We start from the raw sequence: 18,276 nt of genomic DNA, 5'->3' as shown, positions 1-18,276 counted from the left end.
ACCGACAGGGGGCTGTCGCTGCCACCGGCGAGGGTGGGTTTCTCCCAACCTCAAGGAGCACGACATGCCCGCGATCAACAAGGTCGACTGGTTCCAGCTCGGCGTCGGCGAGCCCGCCGAGGCCGAACGGTTCTACGGCGAGGTCTTCGGCTGGACCTTCACCGGCGACGACGACGCCCCCGGTTACCGGCTGGCGACCACGCCAGGTCAGACCGGCCCGAGCGGCGGCCTCACCGCGAGCCCGTCGAACCACGCCATCTTCTTCATCAACGTCCCCGACACCGCGGAAGCCTGCCGCCGTGCCGAAGCCGTCGGCGCAAAGGTGCTGGTGGCGCCCCAGGACGGCGGTGGCGGCCTGATCTTCGCCCACCTACTCGACCCGTCCGGCAACCTAATCGGCATCTACACACCGGCAGACCATTAGGGCGCAGGCCGTCGTGATCCCTCAGCTGCGTCCTAGACCAGGCTCAGGGCATCCATCGGTTCGCCCGGGACCTGGAGATCGCCGAACTCCAGGTGGCGCTGCGGCGGCTCCTCGGCGGTGACGGTGACGGCGGCGATCCGGTCGGTGCGGAACACCCGCACCGACTGGCGCAGCCGGCACCAGGCCACCAGATACCAGCTCGCGGGAAAACCCACGAAGACCAGCGGCTCGATCTCGCGCACGGTCATCACGCCGGCCTTGTCGGCATAGTGGATGCGAAGCACCCGGCGTGCCGACAGCGCGTCGGCGACCAACCGGGGCATGCCACTCTCGGGCCGCCTCGCGCTTTGGGGCTGGCTCGCGCTTTGGGGCTGGCTCGCGCTTTGGGGCTGGCTCGCGCTTTGGGGCTGGCTCGCGCTTTGGGGCTGGCCCGCGCTTTGGGGCTGGCCTGCGCTTTGGGGCCGGTCGGCCAGCAGCACCCGGCTGGCCAGATCCTGGGCTCGGGCGACGTCCGCAGGACGCATGGAGTTGACCAGCTTGCGCAGCGCGGCCGCAGCGGCGGCGTGGAACGGCGAGCCGGACAGCTGCTGTAGCGCGACGGCCATGGCCACCGCCTCGTCGGGCCTGAAATTGACCGGCGGCAACGTGTGCGCCCGATCGAGGCAGTAACCCCCGGTCCTGCCCGGCTCGGCCCAGATCGGGGTGCCGGACTGCTGCAGAGCGGAGATATCGCGCTCGACTGTCCGGACGCTGATCTCGAAACGGTCAGCGAGCCACCGCGCACTGCGCGGGCGCGGGGCGACAGCGCGTAACTCCTCGACGAGCGCATAGAGGCGGTCGGTGCGGTTCACCTACCGAACGCTAGACCGGGGGTACGACACTCTGCCGGCACCGGCGACGCCTGGTCCCCGATCCTCGTCGAACGCGCCGCCGGTGTGGAGATCGACCAGATCACGATGGTGGCCACCTCCGCTGACCGTGCCGAGGTGTGTGGATGCACCACCGCTCCGCGCGGCGGGAGTCCGGCGGGCTAGCTTGATCAGGTGCGGAACATCCCGGTTGTCGTGGCGGTCGCTGTGGGCGGGGTCGTAGGGGCGCTCGCCCGGTACGGCCTGTCCACGCTGTGGCCGTCCGTGTGGACGGTCTGGGCCATCAACGTCACGGGCTGCTTCCTGATCGGCGTCCTGACCGTTCTGATCACCCGGCGCCGGCCGGAGTCCCGGTTGATCCGCCCGTTCTGGACCACCGGCGTCCTCGGCGGTTACACCACCTTCTCGACGGCGAGCGTCGACGTGGTCCGCGCGACGCCCGCCACGGCTCTGGCCCTGCTCGGCGCGACCATCGTCTCAGCGCTGCTCGCCGTCTGGCTGGGCACGGCACTGGCCGAGCGGGTGGTCGCCCGATGACCGTCCTCTTTGTTGCCCTGGGCGCCGCCGCCGGCGCCGCGCTGCGCTACCTCACCGGACGATGGGTCACATCGGCCAAGTTCCCGTGGCCCACGCTCACGGTCAACGTCGCCGGATCGCTGCTCCTCGGCTTCCTCATCGGGCTCCCGGTCGCTCCCTGGCTAGCGGCGTTGCTGGGCACGGGGTTCTGCGGAGCGCTGACGACGTACTCCACCTTCAGCCTGGAGACCTTGCAACTGGCCCGCGGCGGTCAGCGACTCCGGGCCGGCGCCTACGTGATCATCAGTCTTGTGGCGGGTCTCGCGGCCGCCTACCTGGGCATACTCATTGCCGGCGGTCATCGGTAGGCCTGCACGTTGCCGGCTGCCCACTGCGCGAACGTGCGGGGCGAGCGGCCGAGGATCTGCTCGACATGCGGGCTGACCAGCTGCTCGGCCGGGGTGGGTGCGCCGAGGATGGCCAGCGTCCCCTCGGCCACGGGCGGGGGCATGAAGGCCGACATCTGCGCGTACGCCTCATCGCGTGTCTGCTCCACGAACGTGACCGGCTCACCCAGCGCAACCCCGATGTCCCCGGCCCGCTGCCGTGGCGTGCTCAACTCCGGCCCGGTCAGCTCGTAGACCCGCTCGTCATGCCCGCCCGTCCGCAACACCACATCGGCGACGGCGGCAATGTCCGCAGGATCAATGACCGGCAACCCGACATCCCCGAACGGCGCCGCAACCGTCCGGCTCTTTCGGATCGGTTCCACCCAGGCGTACGCGTTGGAAGCGAACCCACCCGGCCGCAGAATCGTCCACCCGAGCCCGGACCCCTGCACAGCATTCTCCAGAACCCGCAGCGGTGCGTGCGACCCGGAGTCGGGCCGAGTGCCGGCAGCCTGCGACGAGAGCAACACGACCCGCTCCACCCCGCCGTCCCTCGCCACACCCAGAATCGCCTCCGGATCCAGGTGAGCCCCAGCCCCCGAGACCAGCAGGAACAACGCCTCGGCGCCTTGCACCACCGGCCGCAACGTCTCCGGCTGAGAAAGATCCGCGCGCACCCCACCATTCCGAGACACCGGAACAACCTTTTCCCCGGCCTCGGTCAACGCCCGAACCAGCACCCGGCCGACGTTCCCGGTAGCCCCCGTGATCACAAACATGGAAATCTCCCTCACACTCCGTCGAGTTCGAGGGACGCTAACATCATGCGGATAGTAGGTACCTAGAAGAAAGCGACTATCCCGCCGTGGCCGATTCCGTGCAGACCTGCCCCATCACCCCCGTGGTCGACCTGGTCTTCAGCCGCTGGACCACCCCGATCCTCTGGACCCTCAACGAACACGGCCGCCAACGCTTCGTCGAACTTGCCACCCACATTGGCACCATCACCCCCAAGGTCCTGACCCAACGCCTCCGCCAACTCGAACGCGACGGCCTGGTCACCCGCACCTACCACCCCGAGGTCCCACCCCGCGTCGAATACGAGATCACCGCCCTGGGCCGCAGCCTCGCCCCCCTCTTCCACCACTTGGCAGCCTGGGGCGAAGACAACCTCCCCAAGGTCGACGAGGCCCGCACCGATTACGACGGCCGATAGGGCGGGTCGTCAGGTCAGACCTCAAAAATCTCGCCCTGGTCAGCTTTGTCGGTGAGCCGGTATCTGGTGTTCTTTGAGCCGCGTCCCGGCTCGGCAAATTGGATCTTCCCTTCGCGCCGGAGCGTGCCAAGCCAGTGCTCAGCGGTCTTGACATTGACGTTGAGCAGCGAAGAAACCTCTGATTTTGACAAGTTTCCGTGCGCGGCCAAGAGGTCGAGGAACTGCCGCCGGCGATTTGGCCGGACGCGCTTCGTGTCGTCGGCTTCTTCCCAGGACTTCGCAGAGTCGCTGAGCGAATACCGAGCACTGCCCCGGGTGCCGGTTTGCTCTACCAGCTCGCGAGCCACCAGATCCTGCAGCTCAGTTGTTGCGATCCGGCTGTCGGAAATCCCGGTGGCTGCCCGGTACTTGGCGTTGTCGAGAACTTCGTTGCGCCGCATCAGGGCCAGCGCAGTTCGTTGAGTGTCCCGCAGTCCGTCACGACCGATCACTGCGAGCCAGCGAACTGTGGCTTCGTCGAACAGAGTGTGGTTCGGCATGACGACTTCGAAGGATGTGACCCGATCGTAAAAGTTCGGTGGGCTCATGCCGGCCCTCGACAATTCGTTTCGCATGGTCCTGATCCCGGAGCCTCTGTTCTCGCATATGGTCCGCGACTCTCCAGGTATGACGACGTCCTCGAGGATCTTGAGCAGTGAACTGTTGCGGGATGAAGAGACACCCTCTTCGCCCAACCTCGTGATGTCGACGGCACCGAACAGGCCGCCAGGGTTCAGGATGCGCAGACGATCGGGGTACATCTCCACCTGAACCTGAGTTCCGCGCGATCCGGGGCTCAGATCCCTGTGCACCAGCGCATTGACGACGGCTTCGCGGAGAGCTTCAGGCGGATACTCCCAAACATCCTGCCTGCCGGTTCCACTGATGAGCGCCCGCCGGCTCATGTTCCGCTGAATGACCGCCAGCGCTTCCCGGGCCATTTCTGGGATGGGGCCGTCCACTCGAACGTTGTCCAGGAACCGCGTTGATGTCGCCGGATTCTCGCCAGTGGTGGTGGGGTAATGCACGAACGTAAGGCATAGCTGTGGGAAGTATTGCTGGGGGTATCTGCCTAGTGTCAGGAGTCCGGCCACTGTGGGTCGCAGGTCGCCGTCCGGAGCCTTCTTGAGCACGCCGAGCATCTTGAGAACGACGTCATCCGATTCGTTGGCGAAGAGTCGGGGGTTGTTGGACCGGACCCGGGCAAGCATGACCTGGATCGCTCTAGGGTCCAGATCATCGAGCTCGGCCTCCTGAACTGTTTCCTGATCGAACCTCGGCTGACCGCGATCGGAGATCAGTTGCTGCACCTCCTCGCTGGTCAGCCGCCGGTCACCGTCGCCGATGCGGATGTAGCTACCCCTGCTGATGCCCTTCGACGTGACGTAGCAAGGCTTCTGGTCTCTGGGAAGCTCCACTACCTCCGCGCATATGACCACCTTCCCCTCGATCTCGAACATCCCGATCGACGGTTGCAGCGGTGGCGTGAAGCGATCCCGAGCCATGGCCGCGAGATCGGCTTGGACCTTGGCGGCGTTGGTGACACCCGTAACGGCGAAGTTGGCACTCTCGTCGACGCCGAGAAGGACAGTGCCGCCCTCGGGCGTATTCGCGAAGGCGGAGAGGCTCTCGGCCAGGGATTCGGGGAGCTTTGACTCTGCCCGCTTTGCCTCAATGCCGGAGTCCTCGGAGCCGAAGGTCCGCAAGGCCCAGATGGTGTTGCGCACGAACTCGGCATCCACGGCCGTTCCTCCTCAGTTAGGAGCAAGTTAGGAGAAATTCTAACTTACTTGGGAGAAAACCGGCCCCGGGCACGGGTTGGAGCGGTTTTGCTCCTAACTTAGGAGGAAAAACATCCAGACTTAGGAGCAAGCTTAGGAGGAAGCGCCGGTCGGGAAGAGGAGTTCGTCCGTGGCGATGTCGGTGAGGGGTTCGGCGAAGTAGTAGCCCTGGCCGAGTTCGCAGTTACCGTCCGTGAGTTCGGTGAGCTGGAATTTGTCCTCGATGCCCTCGGCGATGGTGGAGAGGCTGAGGGCCTGGCCGAGCTGGATGATGCCCATGGTGAGGGCGGCGGCGGTCGGTTCGTCGCCGACGTCGTCGACGAAGCTTTTGTCGATCTTGATGATGTCGACGGGGAAGCGGCGCAGGTAGGCGAGGGATGAGTAGCCCGTGCCGAAGTCGTCGATGGCGAGGCGGACGCCCAGTTCCTTGATCTGTTCGAGTTGGTGCAGGGTGGAGTCGCGGTGATCGACGAGCAGGGATTCGGTCAGTTCGATGATCAGGGAGGTGGCCGGGAGGCCGCTGTTGGCCAGGGCTGAGGCGACGACCGCGGGGAGGTTGGGCTGGTCGAGCTGGACCGCGGAGAGGTTGACGCTGACGCTGAGCGGGTGCTGGCTGTCGCGGCGGGCGTTCCAGGTCGCGGCCTGGCGGCAGGCTTCGCGCAGGACCCATTCGCCGATCGGGACGATCATGCCGGTTTCCTCGGCGAGCGGGATGAAGTCGAGCGGGGGGATCACGCCGCGTTCGGGGTGCTGCCAGCGGATGAGGGCCTCGAGGCCGGTGATCTCGCCGGTTCGTAGGTGGACGATGGGCTGGTAGCGCAGTTCGAACTCGTGCCGGACGACCGCTCGGCGCAGGTCCGCCTCCAGTTGCAGGCCGGCCTGGAACGTTGCCTGCAGCTCCGGTTCGAAGATCTCGTAGCGGTCCTTGCCCTGCTTCTTCGCGTGGTACATGGCCAGGTCGGCGCGGACCATCAGCTCTTCCGGGCCGGAGGTCACGCTGTAGGCGACGCCGATGCTGCAGCTGATGAACGTTTCCTTGCCGGCCAGGTCGAAGGGCTGCCGGAGGGATTCGAGGATGCGCTTCGCGACGGGTACGGCCTCCTCGATCCCGGCGCCGTTGGGCAGCAGCACGGCGAACTCGTCGCCACCGAGGCGGGCGGCGGTGTCGCCGGAGCGCAGGCAGGCCTGGATGCGTTCGGCGACGCCACGCAGCAGCAGGTCGCCGGCGGCGTGCCCGAGGGAGTCGTTGACCACCTTGAAGCGGTCGAGGTCGACGAAGAGGACCGCGACCCCTGTCGACGTGGCGAACGCGCGTTCCATCCGGGTGAGGAACAGCGCGCGGCTGGCCAGTCCGGTCAGAGAGTCGTGGAACGCCTGGTTCATCGCCTCCAGGGTCTGCACGTCGGTGAGTGCCAGGCTGACGTGTTCCGCGAAGGCGCGCAGGACTTCCTGGGCTGTCTTGTCCCATTGGCGTGGGCCCACGTACGTGCCGACGGTCAGCGCGCCGACGACCTCGCCGTTCTCGTGCACGGGCACGGCCATGACGGCCTTGAGGCGGGAGCGGACGACATCGGGGATGGCGATGGGGGAGCCGGCGTAGTCCTCGACCATGACCAGTTCGTCGCCCATGACGGCGAGTCCGGCCGCGCCCGCGGACGGCAGCGGTACGCGTTGCATGCGGGTCAGGATGTCCGGGGCGAAGCCGACGCTGGACACCATGCTGCCGACCGAGCGGTCGTCGCGTTCGAGCAGGTTGAGCGAGGCCATCTCGACGTTGAGCAGCTCGGCCGCGCCGGCGGTGATCGAGTCGAGGATCTGGTCGAGCGGCGCGCGACGGGCGATGAGCCGCTGGACCCGGGTGAGGTGGTCGAGGAGGCGCTGGTGTTCCTGCAGCGAGCCGACCAGCCGGACGTTCTCCTGGGCACGCCGGCGCTCGGCGGCGGTGACGTGCAGCGCCTGCAGGCTGAGTTCGAGGACCCGGGCCATGCCGCGCAGCAGACAGATCTCCTGGTCGGTGAACTGGGCGCCGCGACGGCCGAGCAGGAGCCGGCCGGGGGTGGGGCCACCGATCGGGGCGGAGGTGATCGCGTAGTCGTCTCCGACGAAGTCGCCCGGGGCGGGTTGCCCGACCGACGCGACCATCTCTCCGTCGATCACCAGCGCGGCGATCTGCGCGTCGAGGGCGCGCGCAGCGCACTCCACGGCGGCGTGTTGCGCCGCTGGTCCGTCCGGCCGGTCAGCAACGGCGGAGAGGAAATCCGTCAGCTGCTGCGTTGCGAGCATGCCCATGACCTCGACTAACGGTCTGCGAGGGCGGGAGTTGAGCAAAAACGGCGTGACCGTTTGGTCATGGCGACCGGTCCGGTCCGGTCCGGGGCGGTCCGGGACGGGCCTCGGACGCCCGAACCCACAGCGCGGAGCTAACCGACCTCACAGCCTCGGGCACTACCTGGGCGGTATTTTCGGGCAAACGGGCATGACTTTCATCCTGTTTCGTGCCTGGATGGCACGATAAAGGGCGGAGCGGAGCGGTTGCCAAACGGGCAGAGACAGGCCGAATCACCGTACATTGTGACGGCGGCCACACGTTTCCTCGGTGTTACAAATGGCGTACGGCAGGCGGGGGAGGTGTGGTTTGAACGCGGACGAGCGACAGCATCAGATTGTCGCCCTGGCCAGGCGGCAGGGCGAGGTCGACGTCGCCAAGCTCGCGGCGGAGCTCTCCGTCTCGGCGGAGACCATTCGACGTGATCTTCGCCTGCTGGAGAAGCACGGTCTGCTCAGGCGTACGCACGGCGGCGCCTACCCGGTGGAGACCGCCAAATTCGAGACCGACCTCGCGATGCGTACGACGCGCGGGGTCCCCGAGAAGAGGCGGATCGCCGCCGCCGCCGTCGGACTCATCGGCGACGCGGAGACGATCTTCATCGACGAGGGATTCACGCCTCAGCTCATCGCGGAGGCGCTACCCATCGACCGCCCCCTGACAGTGGTGACGGCCTCGCTCAACACAGCGGCGTGGCTGTCCACCAACAGCCCGGCGACCGTGCTCCTGCTCGGCGGCCGGGTCCGTGGCCGCACGCTGGCCACGGTCGACCACTGGGCCAGCAGCATGCTGGCCGGCTTCGTGCTGGATCTCGCCTTCGTCGGCGCCAACGGCATCTCCCGGGAGGTGGGCCTCACGACCCCCGACCCCGCCGTGGCGGACGTGAAGGCGCGGGCCGTGCGGGCGGCACGCCGGCGGATCTTCGTCGGCATGCACACCAAGTTCGGCGTACGCACCTTTTGCCGCTTCGCCGAGATATCCGATTTCGAGTCACTGGTCACGGACACGGGTCTTCCCGCGTCCGAGGCGCACCGCTATTCACGGCTGGGCCCACAGGTAATCCGGGTCTGACCCCACAACTGATAGAGCAGAACCGGCCCTTCGCGGAATGGCCGGCACGTTCCCGCATGTCTTCAAACGGAGGATCTGCAGTGCACAAAAGAAATGGCAAGCTCTCTTTGCTGATCGCGGGGGCGGCGACCGGCGCGCTCGTGCTCTCGGGCTGTTCCGGCGCGGGCTCCACCAGCGGAGGCTCCGACGGCGACCACACCATCACCGCTCTGATGGTCGGTAACCCGCAGATGGAGGACATCCAGAAGCTGACCGCCGAGAACTTCACCAAGCAGACCGGCATCACGGTGAAGTTCACGATCCTCCCGGAGAACGAACTCCGCGACAAGGTCACCCAGGACGTCGCCAACCAGGGCGGTCAGTACGACGTCGCCACCGTCGGCGCGTACGAGGTGCCGATCTGGGCGAAGAACGGCTGGCTGCACGAGCTGTCCACGAAGTCGGCCGCGGACACCGCGTACGACAGCGCCGACCTACTCAAGCCGATGGTGCAGTCGCTGACCGGTGACGACGGCAAGATGTACGCCGCTCCGTTCTACGGCGAGTCCTCGTTCCTGATGTACAACAAGGACATGTTCGCCGCGGCGGGCCTGACCATGCCGGAGAAGCCGACCTGGGCGCAGGTCGCCGAGTTCGCCAAGAAGCTCGACGACAAGCAGAAGGGCGTCGCCGGCATCTGCCTGCGCGGCCTGCCCGGCTGGGGCGAGCTGTTCGCGCCGCTGACCACCGTGGTCAACACGTACGGTGGCACCTGGTTCGAGAAGGACTGGACCCCGAAGGTCAACTCGCCGGAGTTCAAGGCGGCGACCGACTTCTACGTCAACCTCGTCAAGAACTACGGCGAGAAGGGCGCGGCGCAGGCCGGCTTCACCGAGTGCCTGAACACGTTCGGTCAGGGCCAGGCCGCCATGTGGTACGACGCCACGTCGGCCGCCGGCACGCTCGAAGACCCGAAGGCGTCGAAGGTCGCAGGCAAGGTCGGCTACGCGTACGCCCCGGTGGACAAGACCGCGTACTCCGGCTGGCTGTGGACCTGGGCGTGGGCCATGCCCAAGACCACCAAGCACGAGGACGACGCCTGGAAGTTCATCTCCTGGGCCACCAGCAAGGACTACGAGCAGGTCGTCGGCAAGAACCTCGGCTGGTCGCGCGTGCCCTCCGGCAAGCGCACCTCGACCTACTCGATCCCCGAGTACAAGGAGTCCGCGAAGGCGTTCGCCGACGTGACCCTCGGCTCGATCGAGAACGCCAACCCGCAGAACCCGGGTGTGCAGCCGCGGCCCGCACTGGGCGTGCAGTTCGTCGGCATCCCCGAGTTCGCCGACCTGGGCACGAAGGTGTCGCAGGAGGTCAACGCGGCGATCGCCGGTAGCTCCACGGTCGACAAGGCCCTGACGGACGGTCAGAAACTCGCCGAAGACGTGGCGAAGAACTACAAGTAGCGCCCGCGGAGGCGCTGCCCCCACGGGCAGCGCCTCCGTACCTACCCGGAAGGCCGACAATGACCGACGTCATCACCCGGGCGGATCCGAAGCCGGAAGCTCCCGTGGTGTCACCCAAGGGCGGAGCCAAGGACCGCTGGGTCCGCCGGGCCCCGTTGCTGCCCGCACTCATCTTCGCCATCGTCGTGACCCAGGTGCCGTTCCTGGTCACCATCTACCTGTCCACGCTGGACTGGAACGCCCTGCGCCCGGGTGATCGGCCGTTCGTCTTCCTCGACAACTACGTGACGGTGCTGACCGACACGCGGCTGCAGTCGGCCCTCCTCAACACGGTGCTGCTGACGGCCGGCGCGGTGATCTTCTCGATGATCCTGGGGCTGGCGCTCGCGATCCTGCTGGACCGCAAGTTCTTCGGCCGCGGCGTCGTCCGGACGATGCTGATCACGCCGTTCCTGGTGATGCCGATCGCGGCGGCGCTGCTCTGGAAGCACGCCCTCTACAACCCGGCGTACGGCCTGATCAACGGCATCTTCGGTGGCTCGACCGACTGGGTCTCGTCGTACCCGAAGGCCGCGGTCATCGCCACGCTCGTCTGGCAGTGGACGCCGTTCATGATGCTGATCCTGCTGGCCGGCCTGCAGTCGCAGAGCGAGGACATCCTGGAGGCCGCCCGCGTCGACGGGGCCGGCGCCTGGAAGATCTTTACCCACATGACGCTCCCGCACATGCGTCAGTACCTGGAGCTGGGCGCACTGCTCGGCTCGATCTACCTGGTCAACACGTTCGACGCGGTCTTCACCATCACCCAGGGCGGACCGGGTACGGCGACGACCAACCTGCCGTACGAGATCTACCTGACGACGTTCCGCAAGTTCGAGTACGGCGAGGCGTCGGCCGCCGGCGTCATCGTGGTGATCCTGACGATCATCGTGGCGACGTTCGCGCTGCGCGTCATCTCGAGCCTGTTCCGCATGGAGGAGTCCCGATGACGACACTCGCCACGCCCGCAGTGAAGTCCTCCACGGCCTTGAAACCCGCCGCACGGCGCCGCATGGGCAGTGCGATCTGGGGAGTCGTCGCCTGGGTCGCCGGGATCATCTTCGTGTTCCCGGTGATCTGGATGGTGCTCACCAGCTTCAAGCAGGAGCAGGACGCCGCCAGCAACCCGCCCACCTGGGTCTTCACGCCTACCTTCGATCAGTACGCGCAGGTCTTCGACCGCAACATCATGCCGTTCCTGCTGAACTCGCTGATGGCGAGCGTGTTCTCCACGCTGCTGGTGGTCATCCTGGCCACCCCCGCGGCGTACGCCCTCTCGTTGCGCCCGGTCGCGAAATGGACCGACGTGTTGTTCTTCTTCATCTCGACCAAGATGATGCCCGCGGTCGCCGCGCTGCTGCCGGTCTACCTGCTGGTGAAGAACCTCGGCATGCTCGACAACGTGTGGACGATGGTGCTGCTCTACACCTCGATGAACCTGCCGCTCGCGGTCTGGATGATGCGGTCGTTCCTGCTCGAGGTGCCGCGCGAGGTGCTGGAGGCCGGCGAGGTCGACGGCGCCGGGCTGCTCACGTCGATCCGGAAGATCATCCTGCCGATCGTGTCGCCGGGCCTGGCCGCGACGGCCCTGATCTGCTTCATCTTCGCCTGGAACGAGTTCTTCCTGGCGGTGAACCTGACCGCGACGAACGCCGGCACCGCCCCGATCTTCCTGGTCGGCTTCATCTCCTCCGAGGGCCTCTTCCTGGCCCGGCTCTGCGCGGCGGCCACCCTGGTCTCGCTGCCGGTGCTGATCGCCGGCTGGGTCGCCCAGAACAAGCTGGTCCGCGGTCTTTCGATGGGCGCGGTCAAATGAGAGCCGCCGTGGTTGTCACGCCCGGCACGATCCGGATCGAGAACGTGCCGGACCCGGCGCCCGGCCCCACCGACGTGGTGGTCAGGCCGGCGGCGGTGGGCATCTGCGGCACCGACGCGCACATCATGGACGGCGAGTTCGCGCCGGCCTTCCCGATCGTCCCCGGTCACGAGTTCGCCGGGGAGATCGTGGAGGTCGGCGCGGCCGTCACCGACTTCGCCATCGGTGACCAGGTCGCGGTGGACCCGTCGCTGTACTGCGGCTACTGCTACCAGTGCAAGCGGGCCCGCGGCAACCAGTGCGAGAACTGGAACGCCATCGGGGTCACCCGGCCCGGTGCGGCGGCGGAATTCGTCCTCGCACCCCGGGCCAACCTCTTCCGGCTCCCGTCGCACCTCGCGGCCCGCGACGCGGCCCTGATCGAACCCCTCTCCTGCGCGGTACGCGGATTCGACGTCCTCCCGCGCCGGATGTCCGACACGTTCCTCATCTACGGCTCGGGCACGATGGGCCTGATGATGCTTGAGCTCGCGAAACGGGCCGGCGCCGCAACGGTGTCCATGGTGGACATCAACCCCGAACGGCTCGAAACGGCAAAACTGCTGGGGTGTACGGCTGCGGTCACCAACGCCGACGAGCTGGACGCACCCCGCGGCTGGGACGTCGTCATCGACTGCACCGGCGCACCGGCCGCGATCCGGGACGGCCTCGCCCGGGTGGGCCGGGGCGGGACGTTCCTGCAGTTCGGCGTTTCCGCGTACGACGCCCGCGTCGAGATCGAGCCGTACGAGATCTACCGCCGCGAGATCACCATCACCGGCTCGATGGCAGTCCTGCACAGCTTCGACCGCGCGGGCGAACTCCTTGCCGCGGGGGTCCTCGATCCGGCCATCTTCATCAGTCACCGCTTCCCGCTGACCGACTACGCCGAGGCCCTCTCCCAGTTCCGCGCCGGCGTGGGCAGGAAGACGCTGATAGAACCCTGATGTGCCAATCTTTTCACCATTGGTCATTGCGTGATCACAGGTAGTTGCCAACGACGTCCGGCATGGGCGTCAATGGAGCGGTGCCCACGCCGCTGACCTTGAAGGCGGGGCGCCTCGGCGGAGCGTCCGTGATCGGCGTCGCCCTCGCCGCGGCGACCCCGCTGCTCCCCGCCGATCTCCCGCCGCCGCTGGTCGTGGCGGCCGCCGGGCTCCTCCTCCTGATCTTCGCCACTGCCTACGCGGGACTGACCCGCCGGCTGCCGTCCTCGGGTGCGCTGTACACGTTCGCGGCGCGGGGGCTCGGGCGGCCGTTCGGGGTGGCGGCGGGGTGGTTGGCGCTCACGGCGTACCAATCAATGCAACTCGGTCTTTATGCAGTGCTCGCGCCGCGCTTCGGAGCACCGTGGTGGGCGGTGGCGGGTGCGTGCTGGGCGGTGGTCGCGCTCAGCGGAATGCTCCCGATCGGCTTCGCCGCCTGGCTGATGATCTTGTTGGTCGTAGGCGCCCTCGCCTCCCTCGCCATCCCGGTCGCGGCCGACCTCCCGCACACCCTGGACGCCTTCCGCCTGACCGAAACCGGTCGCCCGGAGCTTGGTCTGCTGCTGCTAACCGCGACCCTCACCTTCGCGGGCATCGAGGTCACTGCGGCATTCAGTCAGGACGTGCGACGCTCCACGGCCCCCGCGACCTACGTCGTGGTCCTGCTTCTGATCATCCTGTACGCGCTCAGGTCGTCCACCGACGTCCAAGCCACCACCTGGGCGTTCACCGCGAGCCTCCTCGCCGGCCAGCTCGCCCTGCACCACGTGATGGTCCGCTACCTCGCCGCCCTGGGCCGAGAACGCGTGCTGCCGCCCGCGCTGGCCCGGCTCCGCCCCGCGTCCGCAACGCAGTCCGTTGTTGCCGGACTGTCCATCGCAGCACTGATCTTCGTCCCGGTGGATCCCCAGGACATCATGCTCGCGGGTGGGCTGGGCATCGTGGTCCTGCTCCTCGGCGCCTCCCTCTCCGCGCTGCTTTTCCTCAACCGTCACCCATCGGGCGAGGGGTTCTGGCGCCGCCTCTTCACACCCGCAGTGTCCACTGTGGGGTTCGGGGTGCTGGGGTGGCTCGCCTGCGAGAACCACCGCGTCCTGCTGGCCTGCGCCGCGGGACCCTTGGTCGTCGGGCTGCTGCACGCGGCGGTGCTCCGCCTGGCCAAACCCGTTGTATATGCCGGAATCGGCCTCGGCGGCGCAGCGATCGTGGTCGCCCCCTCCCCGTCCGCTTCCACTGAACCCATCGCCCCCTCGATTCCGCCGTCCCGGGTGCCCGGCGCCCATCGCCCGGAGCGGATAAACCCGGAGAAAATGACCGGCTGACGACCTTGTCGCGTGCCAATACCTGACAAACGCCTACTAGGCCTTCCGCAACCCTTGCGCAACGACTAGCCTCATCACCATGTCAGTCACACTCGCTGATGCCCCGGCGGCATCCGAAAGTTCCCTGGCGCAGCACCCCGTCGAGGTCTCGCCTGACACCCCTGACCAGCCATACCATTCGCGAATGACCGTCTCCGCACGCGACGTCGCCGCTGTCCTCCGTGATCGGCTCCCCGAGCTGTCGGTCAATAAGCTCCACAAGCTGCTCTACTACTGCCAGGGCCACCACCTGGCGACGTTCGAAGCACCGCTGTTCGCAGAGACGATTCATGCCTGGGACGGGGGCCCTGTGGTCGGGGCGCTCTGGCGGCAGGAGGCGACGAGCGAGCCGAGCCCTTCACCGAGGCCGCTGGGAGAGGCGGAGCTCAACACGATCGGCTATGTGCTGAGTCGTTACGGCAATCTCACGGGTAATGATCTCGAGAATCTGACCCGTAACGAGACTCCCTGGAAATCGGCTGATCGGGGCCGCAGTCCCCTGCGGAGTGTCCCGATCGAGCTTGAATCGCTCACGCATTATTTCCAGACCCGGGGCGCCCAGGGAACGGACGATGCCATCCCGCTCGACGGTGGTGAGCTGCGTCGGATGCTCGAAGAGGTGATGAGCCGGCCACCTTCGACGTCCGGGAAGGTCGACACCCGGGAAGAGATCCTGGCAAGGATGCGGCGTGAATCCTGAGCCTTCCCCGTGGCGCCTCAAGGAGTTCATCGAGCATATCGACATCTGGATCGGCCTCGAGAAGCCCGACGTCGATCTGCGAATCCATGTCCTGGCTTGGGCCATGCGCCGCGATGAAAACCCTTATCAGGGGGCCCGTCGCGAATCTGGGTTTCCGAACCTCTGGTTCGCGCCGGTCCCGCAGTCCAACCGGAATGGGCAAATAGTCATCTGCATTACGAAGTCTTCGAGTCGTTGTGTGAGGTGCGCTGCAAGGGGTTCGGCACGTTGAGCTGGCCCGTTTGAGGGCCGTCAGCGGGTGGGGTCGTCGGTGAAGAATTCCTGGATCTGGGTGAGGGTGAGGTAGCCCTGGGGTTCGAGGGGGCCCTGGTCCGGCGGGAGGGTTCGGTGGGTTACCTGCAGGTCGGTCAGGTGTTCGGGGAGGGCCGGCAGGGGTGGGGCCGGGGGCAGGGGTGGTAGGCCGATTGCTTCGCGGATGACTTCGAATATGCCCGTTACCTCGTGGATGGCCAGGGGTAGGAGGGCTGCGGGGCGGGCTGTGGCTGCGGGGGCGGCGCAGGTGAAGTTGGCGTGGAGATTGCCTTTGATTTTTCGGATGTCGGCGCTGGGGCGTCGGTGGTCCAGGTGGTTTTCGGCGACGATGCCCAGTTCGCAGTGGGGGATTCCGGCGGCTTGCCACCAGAGGCGCCAGGCGGGGTCCTCGTCAAGGGTTCGGGCTACGTGGCGGAGGGCTGCCAGGTAGGCCTCGGGGGTGGGGCTGTGGAGCGTCGTTGTTCCCAGGTGGGGATGCAGCCAACTGTGGTGGCGGCGCGGGTCCATGGATGCATCGTGGCATTTCGGGTGTGGGGCGCGGGGGACTTCGGGGTGCGCGCGTAAGGGTGGTCAATGTGCGTCGGGGGTGAGGGGTGCGTCACTTCGCGGAGATACATGTATAAGCCAGTGATATAAATCTTGGTATGCAGCCGGTGATCGAGTCCCAGCCTGAGAGTGCGTTCGTTGCCTTCGGGCTCGCGCGGCTCTATGACGCGCTGCGACGGCTCGCGCCGCGGATGGGGCTCAGCCTGACCGCGCACTCCACCCTGAAACGCCTTGATCAGCTCGGCCCGCAGCGGCTCTCCGAGCTGCATGCCGCCGAGAGTGTCACGCAGCCCGCGATGACCCAGCTGGTCACCCGGCTGGAGAAGGACGGATTCGCCGTGCGCGGCGGAGACCCCGCCGATCGCCGGGCCGTGCTCGTGAGCATCACCGAGGCCGGGAGCGCGCTCGTCGAGCAGCGCAGAGTCGCGTATGCCGAGGCGCTCGACACCGTGCTGGCGAGTCTCTCCGCGCCGGACCGTGCGGCGATCATCGCCGCGTTGCCGGCCATGGAACGGCTCGTCGATGCCGTCGCAGCGCACACCACCACCTGAACTCCGTACCACCGAAGCCCTGAAGGGGGGTCATCTCGCCGTGCTCACAGTTGATCATCCGAGGTACAAGTGGGTCGCTCTGTCGAACACCACGCTCGGCACGCTGCTGGCCACCATCAACTCCTCGATCGTCCTGATCTCGCTGCCGGCGATCTTCAAGGGCATCCACCTGAACGCCCTCGAGCCGGGCAACGTCAGCTATCTGCTCTGGATGCTGATGGGCTACATGCTCGTCACGGCGGTGCTGGTGGTCACGCTCGGCCGCCTCGGTGACATGTACGGCCGGGTGAAGATCTACAACGCCGGGTTCGCCATCTTCACGCTGACCTCGGTGATCCTGGCGCTGGACCCGTTCGACGGCGGCGGGGGAGCGCTGTGGCTGATCGGCTGGCGGGTGCTGCAGGCGGTCGGCGGGGCGATGCTGATGGCCAACTCCGCTGCGATCATCACCGACGCGTTCTCGGCGAAGCAGCGCGGCATGGCGCTCGGCGTCAACATCGTCGCCGCGCTGGCCGGCTCGTTCATCGGCCTGGTCGTCGGTGGCGTGCTGGCCGAGTGGGACTGGCGTTCGGTGTTCTGGGTGAACATCCCGCTGGGCATTCTCGGCACGGTCTGGGCGTACCGGTCGCTGCACGACACCGGGGTCCGGCGCAAGGCGAAGATCGACTGGTGGGGCAACGCGACCTTCGCGGTCGGGCTCACCGCGGTGCTCGCCGCCATCACGTACGGCATTCAGCCGTACGGCGGTCACACCATGGGCTGGACGAGTCCGTGGGTGCTCACCGGGCTGATCGGTGGCGGTCTGGTGCTGGTGGCCTTCGGCATCATCGAGACCCGGGTCGCCGATCCGATGTTCCCGCTCGCACTCTTCCGGAATACCGCGTTCACCAGCGGCAACATCGCCAGCCTGCTCTCCGCGGTGGCGCGGGGCGGGCTCCAGTTCATGCTGATCATCTGGCTGCAGGGGATCTGGCTGCCGCTGCACGGGTACGACTACGAGCAGACGCCGCTGTGGGCCGGTATCTACCTCGTCCCGTTGACGATCGGCTTCCTCGTCGCGGGTCCGCTGGCAGGTGCCCTCTCCGACCGCTTCGGTCCACGGCTGTTCGCGGCAGGCGGTCTGCTGGTGATGGCCGGGTCCTTCGTCGGGATGCTGCTGCTGCCGAGCGACTTCAACTACGCCGTCTTCGCGGTGCTGATCTTCGTCAACGGGCTCGGTGGCGGCCTGTTCGCGGCGCCGAACACGTCTTTGGTCATGTCGAGCGTTCCCGCCAACATGCGTGGCGCCGCGTCCGGGATGCGGGCGACGTTCCAGAACGCCGGGCAGGTGCTGTCGATCGGGCTGTTCTTCTCGCTGATGGTCGCCGGGCTGGCCGGGTCGCTGCCGTCGACGCTCAGCTCGGGACTGACCGCGCAGGGCGTCTCGGCCGCGACCGCCGATCAGGTCGCGCAGATCCCGCCGGTCGGCACGCTGTTCGCGGCGTTCCTCGGGTACAACCCGATCGCGGAGCTGCTGGGTCAGCCGACCCTCGACAGCCTGCCCACGCAGAACGCCGACACCCTGACCGGCCTGGAGTTCTTCCCCCGGCTGATCTCCGGCCCGTTCCACGACGGCCTGGTGATCGTCTTCTGGCTGGCGATCGCGATGACGGTCATCGGTGCCCTGGCCTCGCTCCTGCGCGGCAAGCCCGCGCCGAAGGAGGCCGAGACGCCCGAGGTCGCCGCGGAGGGCGAGTTCGTGGCGCACGAGGCCGAACTGGCCTCGGAGCTGGCCGAGGCGCAGGGATTGGCCCCGGCCACGCGGGTCGCCGAGCCGATCGACGCCCCAGGGGTCAAGGCCTAGACAAAGGCAG

At 67.2% G+C, this 18,276-nt stretch carries 18 protein-coding genes; 13 read left to right on the top strand and 5 right to left on the bottom strand.

Annotated features, from left to right (window positions below):
• Positions 1 to 64: 64 nt before the first annotated feature.
• A complete protein-coding gene (locus Aco04nite_RS28510) occupies positions 65 to 424 on the top strand; it encodes a VOC family protein (RefSeq protein WP_213000345.1) in 360 nt (119 codons plus the stop codon).
• A gap of 32 nt (positions 425 to 456) precedes the next feature.
• Here the strand turns inward: Aco04nite_RS28510 and Aco04nite_RS49100 are convergent, their stop codons facing one another.
• Positions 457 to 1,275, bottom strand: a complete 819-nt coding sequence (locus Aco04nite_RS49100; protein ID WP_244876366.1) for a helix-turn-helix transcriptional regulator — start codon at positions 1,273 to 1,275, stop codon at positions 457 to 459.
• 192 nt (positions 1,276 to 1,467) lie between these two features.
• On the opposite strand from Aco04nite_RS49100, the gene Aco04nite_RS28495 reads away from it, so the two are divergent.
• Both Aco04nite_RS28495 and crcB read left to right on the top strand, forming a co-directional pair.
• Complete coding sequence (locus Aco04nite_RS28495; protein WP_213000344.1) at positions 1,468 to 1,830, top strand: fluoride efflux transporter FluC; 363 nt, start codon at positions 1,468 to 1,470, stop codon at positions 1,828 to 1,830.
• Positions 1,827 to 2,177: a fluoride efflux transporter CrcB gene (gene crcB / locus Aco04nite_RS28490; protein WP_213000343.1), complete on the top strand. Its 351-nt coding sequence runs from the start codon at positions 1,827 to 1,829 to the stop codon at positions 2,175 to 2,177. The genes Aco04nite_RS28495 and crcB overlap by 4 nt, the downstream gene beginning before the upstream one ends.
• Here crcB and Aco04nite_RS28485 read toward each other — a convergent pair.
• A complete protein-coding gene (locus Aco04nite_RS28485; protein WP_213000342.1) occupies positions 2,168 to 2,977 on the bottom strand; it encodes an NAD(P)H-binding protein in 810 nt (269 codons plus the stop codon). The genes crcB and Aco04nite_RS28485 overlap by 10 nt on opposite strands.
• A gap of 86 nt (positions 2,978 to 3,063) precedes the next feature.
• On the opposite strand from Aco04nite_RS28485, the gene Aco04nite_RS28480 reads away from it, so the two are divergent.
• The gene (locus Aco04nite_RS28480) at positions 3,064 to 3,414 is read left to right on the top strand and encodes a winged helix-turn-helix transcriptional regulator (protein ID WP_213000341.1); all 351 of its coding nucleotides are present in this window, start codon (positions 3,064 to 3,066) and stop codon (positions 3,412 to 3,414) included.
• Between the two features lie 14 nt (positions 3,415 to 3,428).
• Here Aco04nite_RS28480 and Aco04nite_RS28475 read toward each other — a convergent pair whose 3' ends face one another.
• Entirely contained in the window at positions 3,429 to 5,195 is a 1,767-nt protein-coding gene (locus tag Aco04nite_RS28475) for an ATP-binding protein (protein WP_213000340.1), read from the bottom strand.
• Between the two features lie 132 nt (positions 5,196 to 5,327).
• A complete protein-coding gene (locus tag Aco04nite_RS28470; RefSeq protein WP_244876365.1) occupies positions 5,328 to 7,517 on the bottom strand; it encodes a putative bifunctional diguanylate cyclase/phosphodiesterase in 2,190 nt (729 codons plus the stop codon).
• A gap of 352 nt (positions 7,518 to 7,869) precedes the next feature.
• On the opposite strand from Aco04nite_RS28470, the gene Aco04nite_RS28465 reads away from it, so the two are divergent.
• From Aco04nite_RS28465 to Aco04nite_RS28435, 7 genes are all read left to right on the top strand, one after another.
• Positions 7,870 to 8,631: a DeoR/GlpR family DNA-binding transcription regulator gene (locus tag Aco04nite_RS28465; protein ID WP_213000338.1), complete on the top strand. Its 762-nt coding sequence runs from the start codon at positions 7,870 to 7,872 to the stop codon at positions 8,629 to 8,631.
• A gap of 80 nt (positions 8,632 to 8,711) precedes the next feature.
• Entirely contained in the window at positions 8,712 to 10,073 is a 1,362-nt protein-coding gene (locus Aco04nite_RS28460; protein WP_213000337.1) for an ABC transporter substrate-binding protein, read from the top strand.
• A 59-nt stretch (positions 10,074 to 10,132) separates the two neighbouring features.
• Positions 10,133 to 11,062, top strand: a complete 930-nt coding sequence (locus Aco04nite_RS28455) for a carbohydrate ABC transporter permease (RefSeq protein ID WP_213000336.1) — start codon at positions 10,133 to 10,135, stop codon at positions 11,060 to 11,062.
• On the top strand, positions 11,059 to 11,928 hold the full coding sequence (locus Aco04nite_RS28450; protein WP_244876364.1) for a carbohydrate ABC transporter permease: 870 nt from the start codon (positions 11,059 to 11,061) through the stop codon (positions 11,926 to 11,928). The genes Aco04nite_RS28455 and Aco04nite_RS28450 overlap by 4 nt, the downstream gene beginning before the upstream one ends.
• 8 nt (positions 11,929 to 11,936) lie before the next feature.
• Positions 11,937 to 12,914: a zinc-dependent alcohol dehydrogenase family protein gene (locus tag Aco04nite_RS28445; RefSeq protein ID WP_244876363.1), complete on the top strand. Its 978-nt coding sequence runs from the start codon at positions 11,937 to 11,939 to the stop codon at positions 12,912 to 12,914.
• Between the two features lie 62 nt (positions 12,915 to 12,976).
• On the top strand, positions 12,977 to 14,275 hold the full coding sequence (locus Aco04nite_RS28440) for an APC family permease (RefSeq protein ID WP_213000334.1): 1,299 nt from the start codon (positions 12,977 to 12,979) through the stop codon (positions 14,273 to 14,275).
• Positions 14,276 to 14,459: 184 nt separating this feature from the next.
• Positions 14,460 to 15,014 carry a Panacea domain-containing protein gene (locus Aco04nite_RS28435; RefSeq protein ID WP_213000333.1) on the top strand — a complete coding sequence of 185 codons (555 nt, stop codon included), beginning with the start codon at positions 14,460 to 14,462 and terminating at the stop codon, positions 15,012 to 15,014.
• A 291-nt stretch (positions 15,015 to 15,305) separates the two neighbouring features.
• Here Aco04nite_RS28435 and Aco04nite_RS28430 read toward each other — a convergent pair whose 3' ends face one another.
• Positions 15,306 to 15,833, bottom strand: coding sequence for a hypothetical protein (locus Aco04nite_RS28430; RefSeq protein WP_213000332.1), 528 nt, complete (start codon positions 15,831 to 15,833; stop codon positions 15,306 to 15,308).
• A gap of 137 nt (positions 15,834 to 15,970) precedes the next feature.
• Between Aco04nite_RS28430 and Aco04nite_RS28425 the strand changes: the two genes are divergently transcribed.
• Positions 15,971 to 16,423 (top strand): MarR family winged helix-turn-helix transcriptional regulator, encoded by a 453-nt coding sequence (locus tag Aco04nite_RS28425; protein ID WP_213000331.1) that lies wholly within the window; start codon positions 15,971 to 15,973, stop codon positions 16,421 to 16,423.
• A 40-nt stretch (positions 16,424 to 16,463) separates the two neighbouring features.
• Positions 16,464 to 18,266, top strand: coding sequence for an MFS transporter (locus tag Aco04nite_RS28420; protein ID WP_213000330.1), 1,803 nt, complete (start codon positions 16,464 to 16,466; stop codon positions 18,264 to 18,266).
• Positions 18,267 to 18,276: the final 10 nt, after the last annotated feature.

The organism is Winogradskya consettensis (assembly GCF_018332715.1).
Lineage (GTDB): Bacteria > Actinomycetota > Actinomycetes > Mycobacteriales > Micromonosporaceae > Actinoplanes > Actinoplanes consettensis.
The sequence above is the reverse complement of the archived record's forward strand: the minus strand, read 5'-3'. Positions and strand labels throughout refer to the sequence as shown.

What these genes read in the sequence shown, in the direction of transcription:
- Aco04nite_RS28455 (WP_213000336.1), top strand. Translation starts at nt 10,133, where the DNA reads ATGACCGACGTCATCACCCGGGCGGATCCGAAGCCGGAAGCTCCCGTG.
- Aco04nite_RS28485 (WP_213000342.1), bottom strand. Translation starts at nt 2,977, where the DNA reads ATGTTTGTGATCACGGGGGCTACCGGGAACGTCGGCCGGGTGCTGGTT.
- Aco04nite_RS28470 (WP_244876365.1), bottom strand. Translation starts at nt 7,517, where the DNA reads ATGCTCGCAACGCAGCAGCTGACGGATTTCCTCTCCGCCGTTGCTGAC.
- crcB (WP_213000343.1), top strand. Translation starts at nt 1,827, where the DNA reads ATGACCGTCCTCTTTGTTGCCCTGGGCGCCGCCGCCGGCGCCGCGCTG.
- Aco04nite_RS28425 (WP_213000331.1), top strand. Translation starts at nt 15,971, where the DNA reads ATGCAGCCGGTGATCGAGTCCCAGCCTGAGAGTGCGTTCGTTGCCTTC.
- Aco04nite_RS28510 (WP_213000345.1), top strand. Translation starts at nt 65, where the DNA reads ATGCCCGCGATCAACAAGGTCGACTGGTTCCAGCTCGGCGTCGGCGAG.
- Aco04nite_RS28440 (WP_213000334.1), top strand. Translation starts at nt 12,977, where the DNA reads ATGGGCGTCAATGGAGCGGTGCCCACGCCGCTGACCTTGAAGGCGGGG.
- Aco04nite_RS28450 (WP_244876364.1), top strand. Translation starts at nt 11,059, where the DNA reads ATGACGACACTCGCCACGCCCGCAGTGAAGTCCTCCACGGCCTTGAAA.
- Aco04nite_RS28430 (WP_213000332.1), bottom strand. Translation starts at nt 15,833, where the DNA reads ATGGACCCGCGCCGCCACCACAGTTGGCTGCATCCCCACCTGGGAACA.
- Aco04nite_RS28435 (WP_213000333.1), top strand. Translation starts at nt 14,460, where the DNA reads ATGACCGTCTCCGCACGCGACGTCGCCGCTGTCCTCCGTGATCGGCTC.